A 24,201-nucleotide genomic window follows, 5' to 3' on the forward strand; every position below is an offset into this window, starting at 1 on the left:
GGGTGGGGCGGGTCACTCGCGCCCCACCCAATAATTAAGCATGATGATTATTCAGATTTTGCGGCGGCTGGAGCCACACCGTCAAGAGCTAGGGCAGAATGAACATGGTGAATACAGTGGTCCGATACAGAGGGAGTGGACGTGCCAGTCGATCCGGACGCACTCGCGCCGACCAGGAAGCCGGGAGCCACCTCTCGTGACAGCCCCACCGCGCTCGGCCCGCGCCCGGGCGGCGGCTCGTCGGGCGCTCGAAGCACCGGGAGATCTCCCCGACAGGCGGGCTCGGGGCGCGCCGAACGGGCGGCGCAGCAGGTCACGGAGTTGATCGAGACCGCGCCCCCCGGTTCCCGGCTCGGTACGAAGGAGGAACTGCGCACTCTCTGCGAGGTGTCCGTCGGCACCTTCAACGAGGCCCTACGACTCCTCCAGGCCCGGGGTCTGGTCAATGTGAGACCCGGCCCGGGCGGGGGGCTCTTCAGCGCCGAGCAGTCTCCCATGGTCCGTCTCGGCAACTCCGTCCTGGCACTCGACGCGCGGCAGAACGACGTCGCCGAGGCGGTGCGCATCCGTGACGCACTGGACCCGCTGCTCATCGAGGACGCGCTCTGGTACGCCTCCCCCGCCGAGATCGCCGCGCTGCGCCCCCACATCACCGCCATGGAAAGCGCCGTGGGCGACGCCGACCCGGTCGCGTTCGTACACGCCAACTGGCGCCTGCACGCCGCGATCGCCGCGATCAGCCCGAACGCCTTGCTCGGTTCGCTGTACACGCACCTACTGGAACTGATCGAGACACACACCCTGTCGGTACTGCCGACCGGCGATCAACCCCTGGGCGAGTACATCGCCGACCGCCACGCACTGCATCGCGACCTGGTGGACGCCCTGGACCGACGCGACCGCGACGAGGCCCTTCGACTCATCCACGAACACAACACCACCCACGACGCCGCTCCCGCGTATGCGGCGCCCCCGGGCTCGACCTCGCGCCGGCAGCCCTGAGCCTGTTCTCCGCCACGGATTCGGGCCTGGTCACCGTCCTTGGCTCCGATGACGGGACGGACCCGCGCGTCATCGGGCTCCGCCGCCGTCGAGGAGGTCGTGGCGGGGGTCGGCCGATCGGATGACTTCGGTGTCGACCGGTCGTCGACGTGGGATCGGCCGAGTCGGCGACGGCGGGTCGGGGGGTCGGGCGCAGGATGGAAGGTGCCGTGCCGCCCCGTGAAGGAGTCCGTCATGACCGAACGTCCCCTGTCCCCGGCCGACCGGGCCCTGTCGGATGCCGCCGGCCGCGGTGATCTCGACGGTGTACGTGCCGCGCTCGCGGCGGGCGCCGATCCGGCGGCGCGGGACGACGTCGGCCGCACGGCGCTGTTGTGCGCCGCGCTCGCCGATCACGTCGCCGTTGCCGAGTTGTTGGTCGAGGCCGGGGCGGACGTCAATGCCCGGGACGAGCGACTGGACAGTCCGTGGCTCGTCACGGGGGTCACCGGCAGCGTGGCGATGATGCGTGCGCTGCTGGTCGGCGGGCCGGACGTCACGCTTCGGAACCGGTTCGGCGGGGTGTCGGTGATTCCGGCCGCCGAGCGTGGGCACGTCGGGTACGTCCGCGCCGTGCTCGCCGAGACCGCCATCGACGTCGACCATGTCAACGACCTCGGCTGGACCGCCCTGCTGGAGGCCGTCATCCTCGGCGACGGCGGGCCGGCGCATCGTGAGGTGGTGGACGTCCTGCTCGCCCACGGCGCCGATCCGCTGCTGCCGGACGGCGACGGCGTCACCGCGCGGGCCCATGCCGAGCGTCGCGGCTTCCGGGAGATCGCCGCCGCCCTGCGGGCCGCGGAGCGACGCACCGACGACGCGCGCCGGGACGGGGCGTGACCGCCCGGGACGGCGCCGCGCGGGCCGGCGTCCTCGCCGTGTTGGCCGCCGCCGTGCTCGCCGGCTGCGGTGGGCCCGGCCCCTCCCGCGCTCCGGGGTCTGCCGCGACCTCTGCCGCCTCGGCCCCGGCCGCTCCGGGTTCGCCCGCCACGACCCTGCTCGTCACCGACTTCGGCGCCGACACCGTCACCTTCGTCGACCCGTCCCGCACCGGCCGCGCCGCCGACCTCGGCTCGGTCCGGGTCGGCACCGCGCCGTACGGGCTCGTGATCGCCCCCGACGGCACCGCGTGGGTGGCCACCGCCGAGGGCGTCGCCGTGGTCGACACCCGCACCCGCGCACTGGTCGCGCGGATCCCGTACACGACCCGGACCGGCCGCGTCACCACCGGCGAGTATCGGGGCGGCGGCATGGGCATCGCTCTCTCCCCCGACGGCACCCGGATCTACGTCGGCGTCAACGTGCCCGGCGGGGACAGCGCGCTGGAAGTCGTCGACACCGCAACCCGCACCGTCACCCGGGTCGTTCCGGTCGGCCGCCGTCCCTTCGACGTGGACGTCTCCGCCGACGGCCGCCACGTCTACGTCACCGACCACGACTCCTTCGACGTGCGCACGGTCGACACCGACACCTGGGCCACGCGCCGGATCGAGGTGGCCCCGTACGGCACCCGGGGCGGCCTCGGCTCCTGGCTCAAGCCGCACTACACCGCCGTCCGCCCGTCCGACGGCGCCCTGCTGCTCCCCTTCGAGGGCGAGCGGCTCGCGGTCGTCGACCCGGCGACCGGCCGGATCACCGTCGAGCCGATGACGGCCAATGCGCACCAGCACGGCGTCACCGTCGCCCCCGACGGCACGCTGTACGTCGTCGCCACCGGCCCGATCGACTCCGACGCCGACGCCGGGCCGTCGCTCACCGTCCGCGCCCCCGGCGGAGCCGAACGCGTCGTCCCGCTCGACGGGCCCCACGAGAGCGTCACCCTCTCGCCCGACGGCCGCACCGCCTACGTCTCCGGCGGCTTCACCCGCGACGGCGGCTGGAATGGCCTCACCCTGGTCGACACCATCACCGGCACGACCACGCGCCTACCCGTGGGCCGACTCCCGCTCGCCGTCGCGGTCCTCCCGTGATGCCCGAGCCTCACGGTGGGCCAGTACTTCGCCCATGTGCGCTTCGGCCCACTGCTTGAGGTCGGCCATGACGCGGTTCAGGGACAAGCCGAGGTCGGTCAGTTCGTAGGTGACGGTGACCGGCACCGTGGGTGTGACCGTACGCGTGACCAACCCGTCGACCTCCAGGGAGCGCAGGGTCTGGGTGAGCATCTTCTGGCTGGCGCCCGCGAGTCGGCGGGACAGTTCGGAAAAGCGCATCGACCGAGGCCCGTCTCCGTGGTCGACCCCGGGACGGTGCGGGCCGTCGCTGCCGAGCGCCGCGAGGATCAACGCGACCCACTTGTCGGAGATCCGGTCGAGCAGTTGGCGACTGGGGCAGCCCGCCATGAACGCGTTGTAACTCGTCTTCGCCTCGGCCCGTTGCTGGGCCGCCGTCCGCGTCGACATCGATCGCACCTTCCTCACCCGAGGGGGGCATAGGCACTTTCGAGTGCCTGCTTCCGCCGAAAGGTTAACGAAACCAACATGGAGCGCGTAAACGATCACTCCTCCGCAAGGGAACAGAGCCATGAATGCCGCCACTTTCCGCACCGCCGTCGTCCGCGTTCCGAACGGGCCCGACTCGATCGAGATCATCGACGTGCCCGTTGCCGAGCCCGGCCCCGGCCGCATCCGCGTCGCCATCGCCGCGGCGACGGTCAACCCCACCGACCTCGGCGTCGCGGCCGGCTTCTTCCACACGATCGGACTGGTCAAGCAGCCCGAACACACCGGACTGGGATGGGACTTCGCCGGCGTCGTGGATGCGGTCGGGCCGGGGGTGGACCTGGCCGTCGGCACCCGGGTGGCCGGCCTTGTGGTCGGCTTCGACCGCGACTACGGCACCTACGCCGAGCAGATCGTGGTGGCGGCGGCCGACGTTGCCCCGGTCCCCGACGAGTTGGACCTGGTCGCCGCGGCCACGGTCCCCCTCAACGGATCGGCCGCCGCGCATGCCGTCGACCTGCTCGGCGACGCGCCCGCCGGCGCCGGCCGCCTGCTGGTGACCGGCGCCGCGGGGGCGGTCGGGGCGAACGTCGCCGTCCTCGCCCGGGAACACGGTTGGCAGGTGACCGGCCTCGCCCGTGCCGGCGACGAGGAGTTCGTCCGCGGCCTCGGCGCCGACTTCACCACGCACGCCGAGCCGGGATGGGACGCGGTCGTCGACCCCGCGCAACTCAACGACCAAGCCCTCGCGTTGGTCCGCGACGGCGGCGCCTACGTCGGCCTGCGACCCGGCCTCGAACCCGCCACCGAGCGCGGGATCTCGGTCACCTCCGTGTTCACCGCCTCCGACCGCGCCCGTCTCGCCGACCTCCTCACCCGCGCCGCCGGCGGCGAACTCCCGACCCGCGTCCACGCCGTCGTCCCGCTGGACAAAGCCGCCGAGGCCCACCGGGCCACGGCCGAGAGCGGCCTCCGGGGCCGCTACGTCATCCGGCCCTGACGGGCCCTTGGCCCTTGGCCGGCCACGGCATCGGCGAATGCGCCGCTGTCGTGGTGGCCGAGGACCAGGAGGCGGCCGGCGGCCGAACAGGGCTGCCATGCGGAGGTGTTGCGGGGCTTCGACGACACGATCGCGCTGTACCGGGATCACGTCGACGCACCGGCCTGGGCAACCCATGCCGCTCCCGGGAGCCGATTCGGCGGCGCGTTCCGCTCCATGCGCGGTGATCGCGGGCATGCTGTGCGCCATGACTCACATCGCCCGTCGCATGTTCGAGCTCCTGGAACCGGTCTGCCTGGTCACCTTCTTCGCCGACGAGTGCAACGAGGAGTTCGCCGCGCTCGGCCACCGCACCTACTGGGACGGCTACTTCGCGAGCCGAGCCGCGCCGTTGGGGCGGGTGCCGGCGGAGGTCGAGTAGATCGCGCTGGATCTGGTGAGCGATAGAGCGGCGCACCGAGGCCCATGAGGTGGTGGCGGTGGCGGCGGTGACCTTCGCGGGAAGGTCGAGACCGCGACCGATCTCGTCGTACGCGGCCTGGTAACCGCCGGACAGTTCTGCCCGGTACAGCCTCATTCGTGGCAACCGCGGCGGCATTCCTCCGCAGATGACCCGTGCCACGCCCCCGAAGCGCGCCGCGGACGCGAACCGTTCACATGAGCCGGTATCGCCCACGGCGCCCCGGTGCCCCGCGGAGGCGCGGTGCCTCGGTTGCGGCGCGGGCCGGATCGCTCCCCGGTGGTCGGGGCGGGCGATCCGGCCGGAACGGCGCTACGGCACGGTCAGGACGACCTTGCCGGTCACCCGGCCCGTGTCGCCCAGCATGTGGCCCTTGGCGGCCTCGGCGAGGGGGAATACGGCCTCCACGACGGGGCGCAGCGATCCGGCGTCGATCATGGCGGCGATCGCACGCATGCCTTCCTGGTCGGCTTCGACGAGCATCGGCCGTACCCGGACGCCCGCCGCGGCGCGCGCCGCCCGGTAGGCCAGGTCGTCGGGCAGTTGGGTCAGGGCGATCGACACGAGTTGCCCGCCCGGCGCGAGTACGCTCAGCGACCGCGCGGCGGTGTCGCCGCCGAGGGCGTCCAGCACGATGTCGACGGGTTCGATCGTGGTGAAGTCCCGGGTCCGGTAGTCGATCATCTCGTCGGCGCCGAGCGAGCGGACCACGTCGTGCTTGGCGGCGCTCGCCGTCCCGATGACGTGGGCGCCGCGCGCCTTGGCGATCTGTACCGCGAAATGGCCCACCCCGCCGGCGGCCGCGTGCACCAGCACCCGCTGACCGGGCCGTACGGCGGCGGTGTCGACGAGGGCCTGCCACGCGGTGAGCGCCGCCAGCGGCACGGCCGCGGCCTGCGTGTGGTCGAGGCTTGTCGGCTTGGCGGCCATCGCCCGCGCGGGGGCCACGACGTACTCGGCGAAGGCCCCGGCCCCGGACGGGTACGGCAGCATGCCGAACACCTCGTCGCCCGGCTCGTGCAGCGTCACCCCGATGCCGCCGCCTCGACCGTGCCCGAGACGTCCCAGCCCAGCACCAGCGGAAGCCGGCCCAGGAAGCCGGCGAATTGGCGGTGCTTCCAGTCCGTCGGGTTCATGCCGGCCGCGTGTACCCGCACCAGGATCTCGGAGGGGCCCGGCACCGGCCGGGGGGATTCGATCTCGTGTACGACGTCGGGCCCGCCGTACACGTCCTGGCTCATCGCCTTCATGGTGCTCTTCGCTTCCTGTGCGGTGGTGGCTTCCGTGCTTGTCATGGGACCCAGCATGTCCGCGATGCGACCAGGCAAAACAGTGGCCCGAAGGTCAGCATGTGCAATGATCGGGCCATGGCCATCGTCGGGGCATCGCCCACTTCCGCCGCACTCGGGTCGGACTCCGAGCCGTTCCCGTGCATCCCCGCGCCGGTCTCGGACGAGCCCGCGCCGATTCCGCACCGCGTCGTGGTGCTGGCCGTCGACGGCGTGATCCCGTTCGAGCTGAGTCTCGCCGCGCGCCTGTTCGGCGCCGCGACGGACGCCGCGAACCGGCCGCTGTACGACGTCGTGACCTGCTCGATCGACGGACGCCCCGTGCGCACCGCGGCGGACTTCACGATCACCGTCGAACACGACGCCGCGGTGCTCGCGAGCGCGGGCACGGTCGTCATCCCGGCGTCCGAACGATTCGCGGAGATCGTCGACGGCGCCGCGATGCCCGCGCCGCTGGCCCGTGCGCTGCGCCTGATCCCGCCCGACGCCCGCATCGTCTCGATCTGCATCGCGACCTACGTACTGGCCGCCGCGGGCCTGCTCGACGGCCACCCGGCAACCACGCACTGGCGGCACGCGGAGCGCCTGGGCCACCTGTATCCGCAGGTCAGTGTGACCTCCGACGTGCTCTACGTGGACGCCGGCCGGGTCCTGACCTCGGCGGGCGCGGCCTCCGGGATCGACCTGCTCATGCATCTGATCCGAGTCGACCACGGCAGCGCGGTCGCCAACCTGGTCGCGCGCCGCTGCGTGGTGCCACCACAGCGCGAGGGCGGTCAGGCGCAGTACGTCGAACGTCCCGTACCCCCGACCGCCGACACCGGCACATCCGCGACCCGGGCCTGGGCCCTGGAACGGCTGCACGAACCGCTGTCGCTGGAAGACCTCGCCCGGCACGCGGGCATGAGCCGCCGCACCTTCACCCGCCGCTTCCGAGCCGAGGTGGGCCAAAGCCCCGGCCAATGGCTCATCCGGCAACGCGTGGACCTGGCCCGGGAGTTGCTGGAAACCAGCGACCTACCGGTATCCCGAATCGCCGAACGCGCCGGCTTCGGCACCGACGTCTCCCTACGCCAGCACCTACACACCGCTATCGGCGTCTCCCCGGGCACATACCGCCGAACCTTCCGAACCTGACCCCTCCGCTGAGCGTGGCCCGGAAACCGATGCGTCCGCACGCGCCGAACGACCGCTATCCGGGCGCCCAAACCTGGACGGGGACCAGGACCATCGACCTCACGGACCTGCGCCGGATCCGGAGCGCACGCCGGTGTCCCAGCCCGCCCCCGTCGCGGCCGGGATGGTGATGCCGGGCCTGCGGCGCAGCGACGACCACGCGTTCGTCGAGGTGATGCGGAACATCCGGCCCGGCTCCCCGCCTCCCCGACGTCGCGGTTCAGACAGCGCACGATACGTACCCTGGCCGCTAACGCCGTGCGCCGACGACTTGCGAGTCCGACCACGGCATCCGAACGCAAGGCCGAGTAGTCGTCGGTGGGCGGGCTCCGGGGGTCCGGCCGGTAAAGGTACCGAATAGTGCGTACTTCCGCCCCGGGCGGTCGCGATCTACGGTCGCATGGATCAAATCGGTCGAACGAAACCGGCCGACCACCGCTCCGTCTGCTGCCGTGGTCGGTCGGCGTTTTTGTACGAGAGGGAACAGCACATGAGGATCGGCGTACTGGGCACGGGCGAGGTCGGACGACGGCTCGCCGGCAAGCTCGCGTCACTGGGGCATCACGTCACGCTCGGCTCCAGGACGGCGGACAACGCCGAGGCCAGGCAGTGGGCGGCGGACAACGGCGGCGCACACGGCACCTTCGCCGACGCGGCCGGCGCCGGCGAACTCGTGGTGAACGCGACCGGCGGCCTGGTTTCGGAGGCCGTGCTGGAGGCGGCGGGGGCCGACAATCTGCGCGGCAAGATCCTCGTCGACGTGTCCAACGCGCTGGACTTCTCCGAGGGCTTCCCGCCCAAGGTCTTCACCCCGGACGGCGGCAGCCTCGCCGAGCACCTGCAGAAGGCGTTCCCGGAAACCCGGGTCGTCAAGACCCTCAACACGATGAACAACACGGTCATGGTCGAGCCGGGCCTGGTCCCGGGCCACCACAACGTGTTCCTCAGCGGCGACGACGAGGCCGCCAAGGCCGAAGTGGCAACCCTGCTGGGCTCCTTCGGCTGGACCCCCGCCCAGATCATCGACCTCGGCGACCTGTCCAGTGCACGCGCGACGGAACTCCTGATGCCTCTGTGGCTACGCCTGTACGGGGTCCTGGGCCCGGTCGACTTCAACATCGCGGTCGCCATCGCCCCCGCAGCCGAGCGGGCCTCGACCCCCGCATGACCCGGATCGGGCGCAACGGGTAACCGACCACCACCGTCGCCGGGGGCGCCACTTGGCTCCGTCGCCCCCCCGGGGGCGGGTTCCGGGTCGGGTGGTGGTGGGAGACTGGGTTGGTGATCGGGCAAGGGGCCTCCGTGGGGGCGTTCGTGGCGACGTTGGATGCGTACGATCTCGGGGCGGGCTCGGGGGGCGTTCATCGTGGGCTGCCTTCGTCCACCGTGTCGATCACCATTCCCGAGGACGACTTTCTCGAGGTCGGGTGGGTCGCGCGTTCGGGCTCGCCCAGTCGCCACCGCGCTGTGGTGGCCGGCCTGCACTTGGATGCGGCCGAGTTGCGGCAGCAAGGGTGCACGCGTGGTGTGTACGTCACACTCGACCCGCTGGGTGCCGGGGCCTTGCTGGGGCTGCCTGCGTCTGCCCTGGCCGGACACGTGGTCGACCTTGCCGACGTCGTTCCCGCGCTCGCGGATCTCCCGGAGCGCTTGGCGGGCTGCCGGACCTGGCCGCAACGTCGCGCGCTGGTCGAACGGTCCCTGCTGGCCGGCCTGGCACGGCACGGTGAGCGCGACAACGCCCGCGAAACGCGTGCCATGCTCGCGGCCCTGGCCCGCACCGCCCGAGTGGACGAGGCCGCTCGGCGGCTCGGCTGTTCCAGGCGGCACCTGAGCGCCAGGGTTCGTGCCGAGTGCGGGGTGACGCCGAAGGAGTACCAGCGTCTGGTCCGCTTCGAATCCGTCCGACGCCGGCTCGCGGCCGTCAACACCGCGGGGGCCGGCCTCGCGGACGTGGCCGCCGCGTCGGGGTTTGCCGATCAGGCGCATCTCTCCCGGGAGTGGCGGGCCATGGCCGGGTACACACCCACCGAGTGGCTGCGCGCCGAAGGCCCGTCCGCGAGCAAGCCGTCCGCTCACGACCGGTCCTGTGCCGGGGCGAGCGCGTCCGGGTGAGCATCGTCCGGGCCGGAGACTGCGGCCGATCCCAAATGTTCAAGACTCGGCCGCCGCCCCGCCTCATGATCGGTACATGACCAAGAGCCGGATCCTCCCTCGCCTGATCGTGTCCGACCCCGACCGTGCGTCGGCCTTCTACCGGGAAGTCCTCGGCGCCGAGGAAGTGTTTCGTGCGCCGGGTGACGACGGCCGCCCCACCGTGGTGGAGCTGCGCCTCGGCGGGTTCTCGTTCCGGGTCTCCCCCGCCGTTGCGGCATGGGGGTGGGTATCACCACGTGATCTGGGCGGCTCGCCGGTCCTGCTGGAGGTCGAGGTCGACAACCCGGACGAGGTCGGCGAACGCATGACCGCCCACGGGGCCGAGGTGGTCGTGGCCATCGAGAACCGGCCGTACGGGAAGCGCTCGGGCCGCATCCGCGACCCGTTCGACCATCTGTGGATCATCACCGGAGAGCCCACCCTCGACGACATCCAGGCGGACTGACCACACCTCGCCCGATTCAACCCCAACCGCGGCGTTCCCGGCCCCGAGGGCACGCGCATGCGCCCGCGTCCCCATAATGTCGCCGTGACCCTCCCCCTCCCCGAGTCCGCGATGCCCGCACCGCCCGCGACACCGGCCGACCCGGTGGAGTCCACCGTGCGGGTGTCCACCCTGGAGCTGTTCTTCGACCTGGTCTTCGTGTTCACGGTGACCCAGCTGACCGCCGCGATCGCGCACGAGTTGAACCCGACCGGGATCACCCGGGTGGTGCTCATGCTCGCGCTCATCTGGTGGATGTACAGCGGCTACGTGTGGCTGACCAACACCGTGCCGCCGACCACGCCCCTGCGCCAGGCGCTCCTGATGGTCGGGATGGCGGGCTTCCTCGTGGTCGCGTTGGCCATTCCGCACGCCTTCGACGGGACCGGGGAGGCGTTCGGATTCGGGTACCTGATGTTGTCCGGCGTGCACTTCGCGATGTTCCCGGCCTCCGGCGGCACCCGGCAGGCGTTCGTCCGGATCGCCCCGTTCAACATGTCCAGTACCGCGTTGATCGTGGTCGGCGGCTTCCTCGACACCAACGCGCAACTCGCGGCATGGGCCGCCGCGGTGGTCGTGCAGGTCATCACGCCCTACGTCGCCGGCAACGACGGCTTCCGGTTGAGCGTCCCGCACTTCGTGGAACGGCACGGTCTGGTGGTGATCGTCGCGCTGGGCGAGTCGGTGATCGCGATCGGCGTCGGCGCGCAGGGCCTCGCGCTGACCCCGACCCTGATCGCCACGGCGGCATCGACCCTGACGGTGTGCTTCGCCATCTGGTGGGCGTACTTCGGCGCCGAGGACGACGAGCACGCCGTCGTCGCGGTCCTGGAACGTATGGAGCCCAGGGCCCGCAATCTGCGCGCGCTCAACATCCACGGGTACGTGCACTACGGACTGCTGCTCGGCATGCTGCTGTTCGCGGCCGGCGTCAAGGGCGCGATGGCGCACCCGTCGGACCACCTCGATACCGCGCATGCGGGCACGCTGGTGGGCGGACTCGCGCTCTTCCTGGCCTCGGTCGTCGTCATCCGCCGGAGCTTCGGGATCACCCCGAACGGCTACCGGATCGGCGCCGTGCTGACCCTGCTCGCCACCGTCCCGATCGGCCGCTTCGGCTCGGCCCTGGCCCAGATCGCCGCCATCGCCGCGATCCTGATCGTGTACGGCACGCTGGAGACCCGCCATCGACACCGGCACCCGGGTCCGCTCGACGTACACACCGGTTCCGTGGCCTCGGTGGACCCCCGGTAGCCGCGTCCCGGGAACTCGAAACAGCGGGCCGGGCGTTGCGACCATGAACCGGATCGTGCCCACGTCGGCGGGGGAACGGTGCAGACCGAGGAGGGCGCGATGACCCGGCGACACGTCGCCGTACGTCCTCCCCGCGTCGGCTCTCCCGGTACCCACCGCCGCCGCAGCGCACCCGCCTCCGCCCGCAGCACGCGCTCCCGGCGCAATGGGTGGCTCGGGGCGCTGCTCGCCGTCGCCCTCGCGCTGCTCGGCGCGTTGGCCGCCCCCGCATCCGCCCACGCGGCCGGCGCACCCGATCCCGACCGTGCCTCCGTCTCCGCGCACACCTCCGCCGGCCCGGGGCACGTACGCGACGTCGCCGACGAGGCGACCCGCGACGTGCGGCGCGGCCCGCCGACACCGCTCGCGGCCCGCGACCTCCACGACGAGCGGCACCACCTCCACCACCCCCACGACGCGGCGCTCACCGGCCGCGCCGTCGCGCTACCGCCACCCGCGGGGCATCGAACCTCCGCGCTCGGCGCCGACGCCGATCCTTCGCCGCGCCGTTTCGCGCTCCCGCCGGGCCGCGCTCCACCCTCTCCCCGGGCTCCAGACGTTCCCTGAGTCCGATCGCCGCGCGCCGACCACCGGCCGCGGTGTATCCGTGGAGACCATCCTTGCCACGTGCCACCAAGGTGCGGGCGTTGTTCGCCCTCGCCATCCTCGCCATGTCCACCTACATCGCCGCCACCGTGCCACCGCGCCTGGGCCTCGACCTGCGCGGCGGCACCCAGATCGTGCTGGAGACCCGGGACTCGCCCACCGCGAAAGCCGACCGCGACGCCACCGACCGAACCCTGGAGGTGCTGCGAGGTCGCGTCGACGCACTCGGCGTCTCCGAACCCACCCTGGTCCGCTCGGGCGAGCGGCGGATCATCGTCGAACTCCCCGGCGTACAGGACCCGCGCCGCGCCGCCGAGGTGCTCGGCCGTACCGCACAACTCACCTTCCATCCCGTTGTCGACGTCGTCGACCCGACCGGCGCCCCGACCACACCCGATGCCGAGGGACGCCAAGTGTTGCCCGACGAGTCGGGCCGAATGCTGAAGCTGGACGCGTCACGGATGAGCGGAGCAGACGTCGACCGCGCCCGGGCGCTCCTGGATCCGGCCGGCGGCAGCTGGCACGTCACGCTCGACCTGCGCGGTCGGGGCGAACGGGCCTGGGCCGAACTCACCGCGGACGCCGCGTGCGCACCGTCGGGAAGCCCCGCGCGGCGCGTGGCGATCGCCCTGGACGACAGGGTCGTCTCCTCGCCCCAGGTCGAGCAGTCGGTGCGCTGCGGCACCGGCATCCTCGGCGGAACCACCCGCATCACCGGCGACTTCGACAAACGTGAGGCGCGCGAACTGGCGCTGCTGATCAACGGCGGCGCGCTGCCGGTACCGGTCGAGACCGTCGAACACCGCACTGTGGGGCCCACGCTGGGCGAACGGGCCGTCGAGGCCGCGATGTGGGCCGCGATCATCGGCGCCGCGCTGACCGCGCTGTTCATCGTGTGCGTGTACCGCCTGCTCGGCGTCCTCGCCGCGCTGGCCCTGGTCGGCTACGGACTGATCGCGTACGCCGCCCTGGTCGGCGTCGGCGCCACCCTCACCCTGCCGGGACTCGCCGGGTTCGTACTGGCCGTCGGGATGGCGGTCGACGCCAATGTGCTGGTATTCGAACGGGCCCGGGAGGAATACCTCGCGCGAACCGCACCGGCCCTGCGTCCGTCCCTGACCCGAGGTTTTCGCAACGCGTTCGGCGCCGTCGCCGACTCCAACGTCACCACGCTGATCGCCGCCGGCCTGCTGTTCTTCCTGGCCACCGGCCCGGTGCGCGGATTCGGGGTGACGCTCGGCATCGGCGTGCTCGCGTCGATGGTCAGCGCGCTGGTGGTCACCCGGGTGCTGGCCGAGTTCGCCGTGACGCGCGCGGCGGTCCGGCGCCGGCCCCGGATCAGCGGCATCGCGCACGCGGGCCGGGTACGCGAGTGGCTGGGCCGGCGCGATCCGAACCTCATGCGGCATCGTCGACGCATGATGGCCGTATCCGGCGTGCTCGCGCTGGGCATGGCGGTGTCCGGCGTGGCGGTACGCGGCGTCGACTTCGGCGTGGAGTTCACCGGTGGCCGGCTCGTCGAGTACGCGACCACGCAGGCGGTCGATCCGGACCGGGCCCGGGCGGCGCTCGCCGACGCCGGATTCCCCAAGGCCGTCGTACAGGCCTCGGGCGATCACGAACTCACGGTACGCACGGGCAAGCCGACCGAGGCCGAGGAGGCGCGGATCACCGCGACGGTCGTCGAACTCGGCCACGGCGCGGAGAAGGTGCGCGACGAGTTCGTCGGGCCGAGCCTGGGCAAGGAATTGCGACTCAAGGCCACGATCGCCCTCGGGGTGGTGCTCGCCACCCAGATGGCATACCTCGCGGTGCGGTTCCGCTGGACCTTCGGGGTGGCCGCGGTCGTCGCGATGGCGCACGACGTGCTGATCGTGGTGGGCGCCTTCGCGTGGCTGGGACGCACCGTCGACGCGGTGTTCCTGGCCGCGCTGCTCACCGTGATCGGCTACTCGGTCAACGACTCCGTCGTCGTCTTCGACCGGATCCGCGAACTGCGCCGCACACCCGGTGAGCGCTCGCTCGCCCGGATCGCCGACACGGCGGTGTTCCAGACCCTGCCGCGCACCGTCAACACCGGTTCGGGCGCGTTGTTCGTCCTGATCGCACTGGCCGTGCTGGGCGGCGACTCACTGGCCGACTTCGCACTGGCGCTGCTGATCGGCGTGGTCGCCGGCACCGTCTCCACGGTCACCGTCGCCACACCCGCGGCAGTCGCACTGGAGTCACGCACGACACCTACGCCACCACGCACGCCCCGCCCCCAATCCTCCCCCGACCACCACAGCGGGCGCGCTTCCCGCCCCGGCCACACCCCACACGACAACGGCGCCCGCATCTGACCCTTCCGAACCGCCCCGCGGCGGTAGCCCTGCCCCATCCACCGGACCCACCGCGGCGGGGCAGGGCGAGACGGCCTTCCCCGGCCGTGCTCGCGAAGCTAACCGAGCAACACGACCGCCTCACCCAGCAGGTCGATCTCGCGGGTGGTCAGGTTGGGATCGGCGCGGCGGAAGCGTACGGCATGGTCCAACGCGTCGGGAGGCACGGCGCCGACAATGTTCAGGAACGCGGTGAGGAACTCGGCGGCGAGCGCGGCCTCCGCCCGGGCGGGGTCGACCGCGACCTGGGCAAGGATCAGCGCGGATACGGCGACGTCGAACTCGGGCCGGCCCTCTCGGGAGTTGCGCCAGTCGATCACCACCGGCCCGCGCGCTTCGAGCATGATGTTCGCCGGGTGCAGATCCAGGTGCACCGGATGCGCCCCGGGCCCGCCCGGGATCCGTGGCGGCAGCGCGTGGAGGCGGGAGAGCAGGCCGGCCGGCTGTTCCGCCGCCGCCGACGTGGTGATCTCCCCGGTGCCCAACGCCTGCAACATGGTCGGACCGGTGAGTCGTTCGAGGACCAGATCGCCGCCCTCGGCCGAGTAGACCCGGGGCACCGGGAATCCCAACGCGCCCACGTGCGCCATCATCGAGGCCTCGGCGGCCACGTCGCCTCCGTCCCGATACCGGCGCAGGACGCGCTGCGCGTCGAGGGCGAAGACATCGGCATCACGGCCGGACGCCACCATCACGAGGTCGGTCACAACGTGACATTACTGTCATACACCGAGCCCCGCGCAAGGCTTCGGCGCCAAGACCACCGTCATCACCTTCACTTCCGGGTAGCTGGGGCTGCGGCAGCCAAGTCGCCGACCTGGCGCGCGATTTCGGGCCACAGGGCGGCGGGGAGATCGTGGCCGACGCCCGGGTAGGTCACCAGGCGGGCGCCGTCGACGGCCTTGGCGGCGGCACGGCCCGCGGCAACGCGCAGGATCGGGTCCTGCTCCCCGTGCAGGACCAGTGTGGGTCGGCGCAGTTCCGCCAGCTTGGCTCCGTGCCACTGGGCGCCGATCTGGCGGCTCTGCGCCTTGGTGTCGCGCGGACCGCTGTCCACCTCGGCCTCGACCCACGCACGCGCCGCGGCTTCGTCGAACGGGTAGGCCGGTGAGGCGATTTCGCGCCAGACGGTGAGGGCGGCCTCGATGTCTCCCTCGCGACCCTCGGGGAACGTCGCGCGGGCGAGCCTGGCGAGGAGCCCGAAACGCAGGTAGCGCAGGACGCGCAGTCCCGAGGCGTCGCTGGGGAGGGCGGCCGACGAGGTGACGCTGAGCACCCGGTCGGGGTGGCGCAGCGCGATGCGCTGCGCGATCACTCCGCCCAGGGAGTGGCCGAAGACATGGGCGCGTTCCCAGCCGAGTTCGTCCATCACGGCGATGGCGTCGTCGGTCATGTCCTCCGAGGTGTAGGCGTCGCCACGCTTGCCGAACAGGGCCTTGAACGGGTTGGTGGTGGCGGTGTCGGGCATCCGGGTCGACTGGCCGGCGTCGCGCTGGTCGTAGCGGGCCACCGCGAACCCGGCGTCGGCCAACGCCCGGCACAGTCCGAGCGGCCACCAGAAACGGGCGGTGGCCAGGCCCATGACGAGCAGCAGCGGTTCGCCCTCGGAGCCCTCCAGCCGATCGAAGGCCACCTGCACGTCGCCGTTGTGCGCATACCGGGTCGGGGTCCAGTCCTGTTGCGGCTGTTGCGGCCGGCTCGGGGGCATGTCGACTCCCTTTCATTTACTGCGATCGGTGTTCGCAGTCCAGGTGTGCCCTAAGGTACTGCATACGTCGTTCGCAGAACAGGAGGGGTCATGACCGAGCCGCCCGCCCACAGCATCTGGCTGCGTCCCGAGCGCGCCGGCCGCGGCCCCGTACCGACGTTCGACCGCGATCGCATCGCCGCCGCCGGCGTGGCCCTCGCCGACACGAGCGGCCTGCCCGCCGTCACCATGCGCGCAGTGGCGGACGCTCTCGGGGCCGGACCGGCGTCCCTCTACCGCTACGTGGCCACCCGCGACGAACTGCTCGAGCTGATGATCGACCGGGTCAACGGCGAGATCTCATACGCCGAACTCGGCTCCGGAGTCTGGCTCGACGACCTGCTCGCCCTCGCCCGGCAGAGCAGGAGCGTCCACCTCGCGCACCCGTGGCTGCTCGACGCCACCGCCACCAGAACGCCGGTCGGACCGCACGCGGTCACCTACCTGGAACACGCCCTCACCGTGCTCGCCGACCTCGACGTGGCCCCCCGTACCAAGCTGGAAGCCATCGCGATCCTCAACGCCGTCATCGCCGCCCTGACCCGCGCCGAGGTGGCCCGACATCTCGCCGGGCAGACCATCCCCCAGTGGCAACAGGCCCAGGCGGAATACCTCACCCGGGTCGTCACGGCGGGCCGACACCCGCACCTCGCCGCCGCCCTGGCCGGACAACCCCCGGCGGCCGAGGACTCGACGGAAGCACTCTTCGACCGCATCATCACCCGCCTACTGATCGGACTCCTGAGCCCCGACGACATCGCGACGACCCCGGCACCCGACCACACGGGGCCGAAGCCGCCCGCCGTCGACTGATGCGCCGCGGTCGGGGCGCGTCATGGCGGGGGCACGGTCGGGTCCTCGGCTACCGGGTTGCCGTTGGCGTCGAAGATGGTTGTGCTCCAGTGTTCGTCCCACTTGTCGCCCACGGTTCGCGGCACCTTGCCGGCCGGATAGCGCACGGTACCCGGCGGTGGATCCCGGTCGTCGGGCACACATTGTCTGCCCGTGGCGCTGCCGATCTGCTTGACCGGGTACTCCCCGCCACCGCAGATGTGCTCCGGGAAGGCATCGCAGCCGGCGGTCGACGAGCCGGCGAGGATCGCGGCGAGCGCGACCGCGAGAAGTCGACCCGCGTGTCCGGCCGGGAGCCTGCGCACGATCGGGACCTCTCCTCCCCGTCGGTCGAATCATCGTGTCGCGAAGGTCTGCCCCGGGCGTGGATACGCATACTCGAATCGCGGTAAAAATGGGGCAGTCGGGCTCCGAACCACAGGGACGGCGTGGCCCGGGCCGGCCGCCCGGGGGTGTTCCGGTCGTTCACACATCCGGGTGTTTCGTGGCCAGATGGTAGCGGCCGGAGTGGAAGACCAGGGGCTCCCCGCCGGGCGCCTCGTAGTGTTCGACCTCGCCGATCATGACGACGTGGTCACCGGCGTCGACGAACTGCACCGTCCGGCACTGGAATCGGGCAACCACCCCTTCCAGCAACGGAGTTCCCGCGATGCCTTCGGTGGTGGGGGTGTCTGCGAACTTGTCCTCGGCCGGGGTGGCGAACCGGCTGGAGAGCTGGTGCTGGTCGGCGGCCAGCACGTGGACCGCGAAGTGCGTGGCCGATCTGAAGTGGGGCAGGCTCGGCGCGTTCGCACCGGGGCACCACAGGACCAGGGGCGGGTCCAGGGACACCGAGGTGAAGGAGTTCGCCGTCATCGCCACCCGCCGACCGTCCGCGCCCCGGGCGGTTACCACGGTGACGCCGGTCGCGTACTGCCCGAAGGCCCGACGCAGCGGATTCCCGGGCGGCCGCGCACCGGCCTGCCCGGCCCCGGCCTGCTCCGCTCCGACCCGTCCCGGGGCGCCCTGGCCGCCGCCGACGACGGCCACGCCCGTCACGCGCTGCTCCCCACGGTCGCCGCCGGCTCTCCGCCCGCCCGAGCCGCCTCCCCCGTGCCCGCCGACACCGCCGCGGCGTCGAGGTAGACCCGGGCCGCGTCCGGGTCCATGAACCAGTGGAAGAAGTCGCGGGGATCGTCGAAGCCGTTGGCGAAACGGTGGGCGATCCGGGAATCGCCGCCCGCCGCGCCCAGGAGTTCGAGCACGTGCTCGGGCGGCGCGCCCAGCATGGCGTTGGTCCACGCCGCGACGTACTGCGCGTAGTCCCAGTACCGTTCGAACGTGCCCCGCAGGAAGGCGCGGTCGAAGGGCCGCTCGCCATGCTCCAGGATGCTCGCCAGGTACGAGGCCGCGCACTTGCTCGCGTTGTTGGAACCCTGCCCGGTGATCGGGTCGTTGAGCACCACGACGTCGGCCATCCCCAAGACGAGGGCGCCGGAGGGGAGTTGACCGACGGGCTGGCGCACCGTGGGCGGGAAGCGGCCGGCGAGCACGCCGTTGGCGTCGGTCGGCGCGACGTCGGCGCAGCGCTCGGCCTCCCAGGGCAGGTGGGTACGCAGGATCCGCAGGGAGCGCTCGACGTGCTCCTCGGTCGAGGCGACGTCCGCCCAGCAGTCGAGCGGGCCGCCGGGAACACCCTCGAAAACCATGATGTCGCACGGTCCGGTGGTGGTCAGCGCCGGGAAGGTGAAGTATTCGCCGACGCCGGGGATCAGGTTGAAGGCGACCGCGGAGTAGTCGTCCCTGGGGGCCATCCCGGTGACGTACGTGAGCGCCAGTGCGCGCTGCGGCCGGTCGAACGTCGAGCGCTGGGCGTCCCGTTCGAACAGGCCGGCGATCCTGCCCTTGCCCGCGGCGACGATCACCAGATCGGATTCGCGGGCGTAGGACTCCAGATCGGTCACATCCGCCTCGCGCAGTACGATCCGGCCGCCGCGCCGTTCGAATTCCGCCAGCCAGGCCGGCATCTTGACCCGCTGGTCGACCGAGCGGGCTGCGGCGTCCAGCCGTGAGGCCCAGGAGATCGCGGCGCCGCCGCGACCGTCCGGTACGACGAACGAGATGCCCTCGACGGGGGGACAGTCCCGGTCCCACAGGTTCAGGCCCAGGGTGTGTTCGTGGGCGAGCGCGGTGCCGAACATGCACTGGCTGGACATGATGCGACCGTCGCGGATCTGCTCCGCGGTGCGGTCGGTCACCAGGGTCACCCGGTAGCCGTGCGTCAGCAGTCCGATGCCGAGCTGGAGGCCGGCCTGTCCGGCCCCGATGATGGTGATGTCGCGCATGGGCGTGTTCCTCCGGTCCTGAGGATCCTGATTACTGACTGATCACTGCTTGGTCACTGCCTGCTCACTCTGCCTGATCGCTGCCTGCCCGCTGTCAGGTCGCTGTCAGGTCGCTGTCAGGTCGCTGTGTGCTCACGACTCGATCACTCGGCGAGTTTCGCGATCGCGGGAACGAGACCTTCCGGGCCGATGGCCGAGTAGCCGCCGTCGACGGCCCAGTCGGCGCCGGTGACGAAGGACGCCTCGTCGGAGCAGAGGAAGACGACCACGCGGGCGACCTCCTCCGGGTCGCCGACGCGGCCGAGGGGGTGGAAGGGCGCGGCGACGCGGTCCGTCTTGGCCCGGTCGCCGCCGGTGAGCGTGTCCATGACCTTCGACCAGGTCCAACCGGGACTCACCGAGTTGACCCGGATGTTGTCGCCGGCCAGGTCCACCGCCATGTTGCGGGTGAGCTGCATCAGGGCGGCCTTGCTCACCGGGTAGAGCCAGCGCCCGGGCTGGGCGACCCGCCCGGAGATGGACGTGAAGTTCACGATGGCCCCGCCGCCCTGCGCGAGCAGGTGCGGATGTACGGCCCGGGCCAGCAGCGCCGCACTCGCCACGTTCACGTCGAGGGCCGTATGCCACTGGTCGCGGGTCGAGGCGAAGCCGTCGTCGACGTACGAACAGGCCAGGTTCACCAGCACGTCCAACCGGCCGTACGCGTCGACCGCGCGGGCGACGCAATCGGCGACCTGCGCGTCGTCGGTGATGTCGGTGCGCAGGAACAGAACACCGGCGTCCTTTTCGTCCGTCAATTCGCGGCCGCCGTCCTCGTCGATATCAGCGACGACGACATTCGTGCCCGCCGCCCGGAATGCGCGAACGACCGCTTTCCCGATAATCGTCGAGCCGCCGGTAATGAGCGCGGTCTTGACCGACAATCCACTCATGCTGTCTCCTGTGTCCTTGCCGGGAGTTGTCGAAAAAATAGGTGCGGGGCCCTGGGCCTGCCGTCCGCAACACGCTGCTCCCTGTCCGGATCGCGCTCTCGGCTGGAGGTCGGGATGGTCGACGCTCAACTCCCGCTCGACGCACGGCTCTCACCCGACGCACGGCTCGCGCCCGACGTCCGGCCCCCGTCCGACGCGCCGCTGCCCCTCGGTGCGCACGAGCGGTTCCACACCTCCGACGTGGACGTGGCGCGTTCGCACGTCGGGCGCGCCTTCTGCGCCCACGACCTGCGGCTGATCGGGCGCGCGGCGCGACTCGACGCGCGCATGCACGGCGTGGCGTTCGGCGAGACCGGCCTGTTCTACCTCGACTACGGCACGGAGGTGATGATCACCCCGGGTGCCCTGGAGGCCTTCTACCTGATCCAGATACCGCTCGCCGGGGCCGCGGAGATCACCTGCGGCCGGGCCCGGATCGCCTCGACACCGCAGCGGGCCTCCGTACCGGCGCCGACCGACCCCCTGGCCATGCACTGGGGCGCGGGCAACCCGCAGCTGATCGTCTGGATCGACCGGATCGCGCTGGAGCACCACCTGGGCCGACTCCTCGGCCGCCGGCCCCGGACGCCCGTGCGCTTCGACCTCGGCATGGACCTCACCACCCCCGCGGCGCGTTCCTGGCTCGGCGTGGTCGACCTGCTGCGGCGCGAGGCGGACAACCCCGGCGGCATGCTCGACCAGCCGTTGGTCCTCGGCCGGCTCGCCGATCTGCTGATCACCCAGTTCCTGCTCACCCAGCCGCACAACTTCAGCGCCGCGCTGCACGGCCGGCAGCCCCGGGTCGCGCCGCCCGCGGTCCGCCGGGCGATGGAGCTGATCGAGTGCCACGCCGCCGAACCGCTGACCGTGGAGGACGTGGCGGAGGCGGTGGGGGTGAGCGTACGGGCCCTGCAGGACGGCTTCCGCCGGCACCTGGAGACCACGCCCGTGTCGTATCTGCGCACGGTGCGACTCGACCGTGTCCGCGCCGATCTGACCGCCGCCGAGCCGGGCACGACGACGGTCACCGATGTCGCCTACCGCTGGGGCTTCTTCCATCCGGGGCGCTTCGCGATCGCCTACCGGGAGCAGTTCGGCGAACACCCCTCGCAGACGCTGCGCGCCTGAGCCGGGCATCCGAGCCACGCGCCGAGCCCCCGCACCCGAGCCACGCACCCGAGCCCCTGCGCGTGTCCCGCCCCCGAGTACCGGGCATGTACCCGGCGGAATGTGGATGGCCACCCGCGTTCCGCGGACGGTGCGGCATTTCGACTACGCGTAATTTCTTGGCAGCCCCGTGACCGTCCGGGAAACTCGAAGATCGCCCACGAGACGTCGAGACCGGCCGCGAAAAACGATCCCGAACCCGCCCACTCGGCATGCAGCACACGACATACGGCACACGAGTACACGAGTACACGGAGACCCGAAAGAGCGGGCCGAATGATCGCTTCCATTCATTCCCCCGATCAACCGCCGCGCACCCCGACCCCGAGGAGTACTCATGGCACATACCGTCGACGCGGTGGTCGTCGGATCCGGTGTGAACGGTCTGGTCGCGGCGGCCGAGTTGGCGGGTGCGGGCTGGTCGGTGGTGCTGGTCGAGGGCAACCGGCGCCTGGGCGGGTTCATCGCCACCGAGCCACGGACCCTGCCCGGCTACCTGCACGACACCTACTCCTCGTGGCACCCGCTCTTCGTGTCCGGCGGGGCCTACGCCACGCTCGGCGCGGACCTGCACCGCCACGGTCTGGAGTACCGCAACACCGAGGACTACGTCACCGGCACCGTCGCCGACGACGGCCGCGTGGTCCTGGGTCACCGCGACGCCGACACCACCGCGCGGGCGTTCGCCCACGCCGAGGACCGCGCCGCGTACCTCGCCATGGTGCGGCGATTCCTCGACAGCGCAGAGGACATCGGCGCCCTCATGGGCGGCGAGCCACGCTCGCCCCGCGCCCTGCGGCCCGCCCTGCGCATGGTGCGCCGGGAGCGGTTGACCGGCACCGAGGCGTGGCTGCGCGCCACCGTCACCAGCGGACGCTCCTACTGCCGGGGCGAGTTCCGCGGCGATGAGGCCGATCTGCTGTGGGTTCCCTGGCTGTTGCACGCCGGGCTGTCGCCGGACCACGCCCAGGGCGGGCTGATGGTGCCGATCCTGGCCGCCACGATGCACGGCTTCGGACTGCCCGTGGTCGCGGGCGGGGCGGGGAACTTCGTCCACGCCTTCGAGGCGCTGCTCGCCGAACGCGGCGTGGACGTCCGCACCGGCACGCCGGTGGAGCAACTGCTCGTGACCGATGGCAGGATCGGCGGGGTGGTCTGCGGCGGCGAGAGCATCACGGCCCGCCACGCGGTCCTCGCCTCGGTCACACCGACGGCCCTGTACGGGGACCTGCTGCCCGCGTCGGCCCCGGTGCCGGCGGCGGTCCGCGAGCAGGCCCGGCGTTACCGGTACGGACGCGCGGCGATGCAGATCCACGTCGCGTTGTCGGCCCCGCTCGACTGGCGGGACGAGCGGCTGGCGAGCGTACCGCTGCTGCACCTGAGCGACGGCTCGGCGAGTACCGCGATCGCCTGCGCGGAGGCCGAGGCCGGTCTGCTGCCCCGCCGGCCCACCGTGGTCGTCGGCCAACAACACGTGCTCGACCCCTCACGCGTGCCCGAGGGCGCCGCCGCGCTGTGGCTGCAACTCCAGGAACTGCCGTACGCCCCAAGGGGCGACGCGGCGGGAGAGTTGGACACCGGCGGCGGCTGGACCAAGGAGTTGACCCACGGGTACGTACACCGGGTCCTGGCCCGCATCGCCCGCCACGCCCCCGGCCTGTCGAAGCGCGTACTCGCGTGGGACGCCGTCACCCCGACCGACCTGGCCGCGGCCAACCCGAACGCCGTCGCCGGCGACCCGTACGGCGGCTCCGCCGAACTCGACCAGAACTTCCTGTGGCGCCCGCTGCCCTCCGCCGCCCGGCATGCCACGTCGGTGCCCGGGCTCTGGCACATCGGCGCCTCCACCCACCCCGGCCCCGGACTCGGCGCCGGATCGGGACACCTGGTGGCGCAACGACTCATCCGCACCGGGCCGCGGCGCACCGGCACCCGCTGAGCCGCAACCACACGCGCCCCCGGGCGACTTCGCGGGCCGGCGCCGCGCCCCCGCGTACCTACCCGCTTCCCGCCACACTTCGCGCCGGCGATCACGGCCACACCACGCCGCGCATCACGGCCCACCACGGACGAACGAACAGGAGCCGGCCATGGCCGAGCGGTCATTTGCCACCGAAGTCCGACAGTTGCGCCACGGCGCGGGCACCACGCTGCACGTCGAGGGCATCCTGGCGGTCACCAAGGCCCTGCTCCAGTCCGGCGTGGCCTACGTCGGCGGCTACCAGGGCGCGCCGATCTCGCACCTGATGGACGTACTCGGTGACGCCCACGACATCCTCGACGAACTCGACGTGTACTTCGAGAACAGCGCCTCCGAGGCCACCGCCGCCGCGATGTTGGGCGCGTCGGTGCACTATCCGCTGCGCGGCGCGGTCACGTTCAAGTCGACGGTCGGCCTCAACGTCGCCTCCGACGCGCTGGCCAACCTGGCCAGCGGCGGCGTCACCGGCGGCGCGTTGGTCATCCTCGGCGAGGACTACGGCGAGGGCTCCAGCATCATGCAGGAGCGCTCGCACGCCTTCGCGATGAAGTCGCAGATGTGGCTGCTCGATCCGCGACCCAACCTCACCGCGATCGTCGAGGCGGTCGAGTCCGGCTTCGAGCTGTCCGAGGTCAGCAACACCCCGGCAATGCTGCAACTACGGTTGCGCTCCTGTCACTTGCACGGTGCGTTCGTGGCGAAGGACAACGTGCGCCCGCCGATGACCGTCACGGACGCGATCGACAATCCCCGACGCGAGCTCGACCGCATCGTCCTGCCGCCGGCGAGTTTCCGGCACGAACGCGAGAAGATCGACCAACGCCTGCCGGCCGC

The 24,201-nt window shown here is 71.9% G+C and carries 23 protein-coding genes and 1 pseudogene; 15 read left to right on the forward strand and 9 right to left on the reverse strand.

What is annotated here, in order from left to right; genetic code table 11:
• Nucleotides 1-141 precede the first annotated feature (141 nt).
• The 3 genes from ACH4XV_RS44150 (at nt 142) to ACH4XV_RS44160 (ending at nt 3,011) form a co-directional block, all read left to right on the forward strand.
• The gene (locus ACH4XV_RS44150) at nt 142-1,002 is read left to right on the forward strand and encodes a FadR/GntR family transcriptional regulator (RefSeq protein WP_395799505.1); all 861 of its coding nucleotides are present in this window, start codon (nt 142-144) and stop codon (nt 1,000-1,002) included.
• Nucleotides 1,003-1,236: 234 nt separating this feature from the next.
• On the forward strand, nt 1,237-1,881 hold the full coding sequence (locus ACH4XV_RS44155; protein WP_395799507.1) for an ankyrin repeat domain-containing protein: 645 nt from the start codon (nt 1,237-1,239) through the stop codon (nt 1,879-1,881).
• The gene (locus ACH4XV_RS44160) at nt 1,878-3,011 is read left to right on the forward strand and encodes a hypothetical protein (protein WP_395799509.1); all 1,134 of its coding nucleotides are present in this window, start codon (nt 1,878-1,880) and stop codon (nt 3,009-3,011) included. Before ACH4XV_RS44155 ends, ACH4XV_RS44160 begins: the two co-directional genes overlap by 4 nt.
• Here the strand turns inward: ACH4XV_RS44160 and ACH4XV_RS44165 are convergent.
• Entirely contained in the window at nt 2,967-3,440 is a 474-nt protein-coding gene (locus ACH4XV_RS44165; protein ID WP_395799511.1) for a winged helix-turn-helix transcriptional regulator, read from the reverse strand. The genes ACH4XV_RS44160 and ACH4XV_RS44165 overlap by 45 nt on opposite strands.
• 121 nt (nt 3,441-3,561) lie before the next feature.
• Between ACH4XV_RS44165 and ACH4XV_RS44170 the strand changes: the two genes are divergently transcribed.
• On the forward strand, nt 3,562-4,479 hold the full coding sequence (locus tag ACH4XV_RS44170; protein WP_395799513.1) for an alcohol dehydrogenase catalytic domain-containing protein: 918 nt from the start codon (nt 3,562-3,564) through the stop codon (nt 4,477-4,479).
• Between the two features lie 247 nt (nt 4,480-4,726).
• Nucleotides 4,727-4,900: a hypothetical protein gene (locus tag ACH4XV_RS44175; protein WP_395799515.1), complete on the forward strand. Its 174-nt coding sequence runs from the start codon at nt 4,727-4,729 to the stop codon at nt 4,898-4,900.
• A 351-nt stretch (nt 4,901-5,251) separates the two neighbouring features.
• On the opposite strand, the pseudogene ACH4XV_RS44180 reads toward ACH4XV_RS44175, so the two are convergent.
• Nucleotides 5,252-6,189: pseudogene (locus tag ACH4XV_RS44180) on the reverse strand (NADP-dependent oxidoreductase).
• 117 nt (nt 6,190-6,306) lie between these two features.
• On the opposite strand from ACH4XV_RS44180, the gene ACH4XV_RS44185 reads away from it, so the two are divergent.
• A complete protein-coding gene (locus tag ACH4XV_RS44185; protein ID WP_395799517.1) occupies nt 6,307-7,365 on the forward strand; it encodes a GlxA family transcriptional regulator in 1,059 nt (352 codons plus the stop codon).
• Nucleotides 7,366-7,464: 99 nt separating this feature from the next.
• Here ACH4XV_RS44185 and ACH4XV_RS44190 read toward each other — a convergent pair whose 3' ends face one another.
• Nucleotides 7,465-7,590 carry a hypothetical protein gene (locus ACH4XV_RS44190; RefSeq protein WP_395799519.1) on the reverse strand — a complete coding sequence of 42 codons (126 nt, stop codon included), beginning with the start codon at nt 7,588-7,590 and terminating at the stop codon, nt 7,465-7,467.
• A 304-nt stretch (nt 7,591-7,894) separates the two neighbouring features.
• On the opposite strand from ACH4XV_RS44190, the gene ACH4XV_RS44195 reads away from it, so the two are divergent.
• From ACH4XV_RS44195 to secD, 6 genes are all read left to right on the forward strand, one after another.
• Complete coding sequence (locus tag ACH4XV_RS44195) at nt 7,895-8,572, forward strand: NADPH-dependent F420 reductase (protein ID WP_395799521.1); 678 nt, start codon at nt 7,895-7,897, stop codon at nt 8,570-8,572.
• A 134-nt stretch (nt 8,573-8,706) separates the two neighbouring features.
• Nucleotides 8,707-9,519 (forward strand): helix-turn-helix domain-containing protein, encoded by an 813-nt coding sequence (locus ACH4XV_RS44200; RefSeq protein ID WP_395799523.1) that lies wholly within the window; start codon nt 8,707-8,709, stop codon nt 9,517-9,519.
• Between the two features lie 76 nt (nt 9,520-9,595).
• The gene (locus tag ACH4XV_RS44205) at nt 9,596-10,006 is read left to right on the forward strand and encodes a VOC family protein (protein ID WP_395799525.1); all 411 of its coding nucleotides are present in this window, start codon (nt 9,596-9,598) and stop codon (nt 10,004-10,006) included.
• Nucleotides 10,007-10,090: 84 nt separating this feature from the next.
• Nucleotides 10,091-11,299 carry a low temperature requirement protein A gene (locus tag ACH4XV_RS44210; protein WP_395799526.1) on the forward strand — a complete coding sequence of 403 codons (1,209 nt, stop codon included), beginning with the start codon at nt 10,091-10,093 and terminating at the stop codon, nt 11,297-11,299.
• A 99-nt stretch (nt 11,300-11,398) separates the two neighbouring features.
• Complete coding sequence (locus ACH4XV_RS44215; RefSeq protein ID WP_395799528.1) at nt 11,399-11,905, forward strand: hypothetical protein; 507 nt, start codon at nt 11,399-11,401, stop codon at nt 11,903-11,905.
• A gap of 53 nt (nt 11,906-11,958) precedes the next feature.
• Nucleotides 11,959-14,286: a protein translocase subunit SecD gene (gene secD, locus ACH4XV_RS44220; RefSeq protein WP_395799530.1), complete on the forward strand. Its 2,328-nt coding sequence runs from the start codon at nt 11,959-11,961 to the stop codon at nt 14,284-14,286.
• Nucleotides 14,287-14,384: 98 nt separating this feature from the next.
• On the opposite strand, the gene ACH4XV_RS44225 is transcribed toward secD, so the two are convergent.
• The gene (locus ACH4XV_RS44225; protein WP_395799532.1) at nt 14,385-15,032 is read right to left on the reverse strand and encodes a phosphotransferase; all 648 of its coding nucleotides are present in this window, start codon (nt 15,030-15,032) and stop codon (nt 14,385-14,387) included.
• Nucleotides 15,033-15,100: 68 nt separating this feature from the next.
• Nucleotides 15,101-16,033 (reverse strand): alpha/beta fold hydrolase, encoded by a 933-nt coding sequence (locus ACH4XV_RS44230; protein ID WP_395799533.1) that lies wholly within the window; start codon nt 16,031-16,033, stop codon nt 15,101-15,103.
• A 90-nt stretch (nt 16,034-16,123) separates the two neighbouring features.
• Between ACH4XV_RS44230 and ACH4XV_RS44235 the strand changes: the two genes are divergently transcribed.
• Entirely contained in the window at nt 16,124-16,885 is a 762-nt protein-coding gene (locus ACH4XV_RS44235) for a TetR/AcrR family transcriptional regulator (RefSeq protein WP_395799535.1), read from the forward strand.
• A gap of 20 nt (nt 16,886-16,905) precedes the next feature.
• Here the strand turns inward: ACH4XV_RS44235 and ACH4XV_RS44240 are convergent, their stop codons facing one another.
• From ACH4XV_RS44240 to ACH4XV_RS44255, 4 genes are all read right to left on the reverse strand, one after another.
• Nucleotides 16,906-17,229, reverse strand: coding sequence for an SCO0607 family lipoprotein (locus ACH4XV_RS44240; protein ID WP_395799537.1), 324 nt, complete (start codon nt 17,227-17,229; stop codon nt 16,906-16,908).
• 160 nt (nt 17,230-17,389) lie between these two features.
• Complete coding sequence (locus ACH4XV_RS44245) at nt 17,390-17,962, reverse strand: flavin reductase family protein (RefSeq protein WP_395799539.1); 573 nt, start codon at nt 17,960-17,962, stop codon at nt 17,390-17,392.
• Complete coding sequence (locus ACH4XV_RS44250) at nt 17,959-19,248, reverse strand: styrene monooxygenase/indole monooxygenase family protein (protein ID WP_395799541.1); 1,290 nt, start codon at nt 19,246-19,248, stop codon at nt 17,959-17,961. Before ACH4XV_RS44250 ends, ACH4XV_RS44245 begins: the two co-directional genes overlap by 4 nt.
• A gap of 143 nt (nt 19,249-19,391) precedes the next feature.
• The gene (locus ACH4XV_RS44255; RefSeq protein ID WP_395799543.1) at nt 19,392-20,180 is read right to left on the reverse strand and encodes an SDR family oxidoreductase; all 789 of its coding nucleotides are present in this window, start codon (nt 20,178-20,180) and stop codon (nt 19,392-19,394) included.
• A gap of 114 nt (nt 20,181-20,294) precedes the next feature.
• Here ACH4XV_RS44255 and ACH4XV_RS44260 point away from each other — a divergent pair, with 114 nt between their 5' ends.
• Together ACH4XV_RS44260 and ACH4XV_RS44265 are read left to right on the forward strand one after the other, a co-directional pair.
• Nucleotides 20,295-21,347, forward strand: coding sequence for an AraC family transcriptional regulator (locus tag ACH4XV_RS44260; RefSeq protein WP_395799545.1), 1,053 nt, complete (start codon nt 20,295-20,297; stop codon nt 21,345-21,347).
• A gap of 376 nt (nt 21,348-21,723) precedes the next feature.
• Nucleotides 21,724-23,325, forward strand: a complete 1,602-nt coding sequence (locus ACH4XV_RS44265) for a phytoene desaturase family protein (protein WP_395799547.1) — start codon at nt 21,724-21,726, stop codon at nt 23,323-23,325.
• Nucleotides 23,326-24,201 lie beyond the last annotated feature (876 nt).

Origin of the sequence: Embleya sp. NPDC020630, from assembly GCF_044334985.1 — a bacterium.
Lineage (GTDB): Bacteria > Actinomycetota > Actinomycetes > Streptomycetales > Streptomycetaceae > Embleya.

What these genes read in the sequence shown, in the direction of transcription:
- ACH4XV_RS44155 (WP_395799507.1), top strand. Translation starts at nt 1,237, where the DNA reads ATGACCGAACGTCCCCTGTCCCCGGCCGACCGGGCCCTGTCGGATGCC.
- ACH4XV_RS44165 (WP_395799511.1), bottom strand. Translation starts at nt 3,440, where the DNA reads ATGTCGACGCGGACGGCGGCCCAGCAACGGGCCGAGGCGAAGACGAGT.
- ACH4XV_RS44170 (WP_395799513.1), top strand. Translation starts at nt 3,562, where the DNA reads ATGAATGCCGCCACTTTCCGCACCGCCGTCGTCCGCGTTCCGAACGGG.
- ACH4XV_RS44175 (WP_395799515.1), top strand. Translation starts at nt 4,727, where the DNA reads ATGACTCACATCGCCCGTCGCATGTTCGAGCTCCTGGAACCGGTCTGC.
- ACH4XV_RS44185 (WP_395799517.1), top strand. Translation starts at nt 6,307, where the DNA reads ATGGCCATCGTCGGGGCATCGCCCACTTCCGCCGCACTCGGGTCGGAC.
- ACH4XV_RS44190 (WP_395799519.1), bottom strand. Translation starts at nt 7,590, where the DNA reads ATGTTCCGCATCACCTCGACGAACGCGTGGTCGTCGCTGCGCCGCAGG.
- ACH4XV_RS44195 (WP_395799521.1), top strand. Translation starts at nt 7,895, where the DNA reads ATGAGGATCGGCGTACTGGGCACGGGCGAGGTCGGACGACGGCTCGCC.
- ACH4XV_RS44205 (WP_395799525.1), top strand. Translation starts at nt 9,596, where the DNA reads ATGACCAAGAGCCGGATCCTCCCTCGCCTGATCGTGTCCGACCCCGAC.
- ACH4XV_RS44215 (WP_395799528.1), top strand. Translation starts at nt 11,399, where the DNA reads ATGACCCGGCGACACGTCGCCGTACGTCCTCCCCGCGTCGGCTCTCCC.
- ACH4XV_RS44230 (WP_395799533.1), bottom strand. Translation starts at nt 16,033, where the DNA reads ATGCCCCCGAGCCGGCCGCAACAGCCGCAACAGGACTGGACCCCGACC.
- ACH4XV_RS44235 (WP_395799535.1), top strand. Translation starts at nt 16,124, where the DNA reads ATGACCGAGCCGCCCGCCCACAGCATCTGGCTGCGTCCCGAGCGCGCC.
- ACH4XV_RS44250 (WP_395799541.1), bottom strand. Translation starts at nt 19,248, where the DNA reads ATGCGCGACATCACCATCATCGGGGCCGGACAGGCCGGCCTCCAGCTC.
- ACH4XV_RS44255 (WP_395799543.1), bottom strand. Translation starts at nt 20,180, where the DNA reads ATGAGTGGATTGTCGGTCAAGACCGCGCTCATTACCGGCGGCTCGACG.
- ACH4XV_RS44260 (WP_395799545.1), top strand. Translation starts at nt 20,295, where the DNA reads ATGGTCGACGCTCAACTCCCGCTCGACGCACGGCTCTCACCCGACGCA.
- ACH4XV_RS44265 (WP_395799547.1), top strand. Translation starts at nt 21,724, where the DNA reads ATGGCACATACCGTCGACGCGGTGGTCGTCGGATCCGGTGTGAACGGT.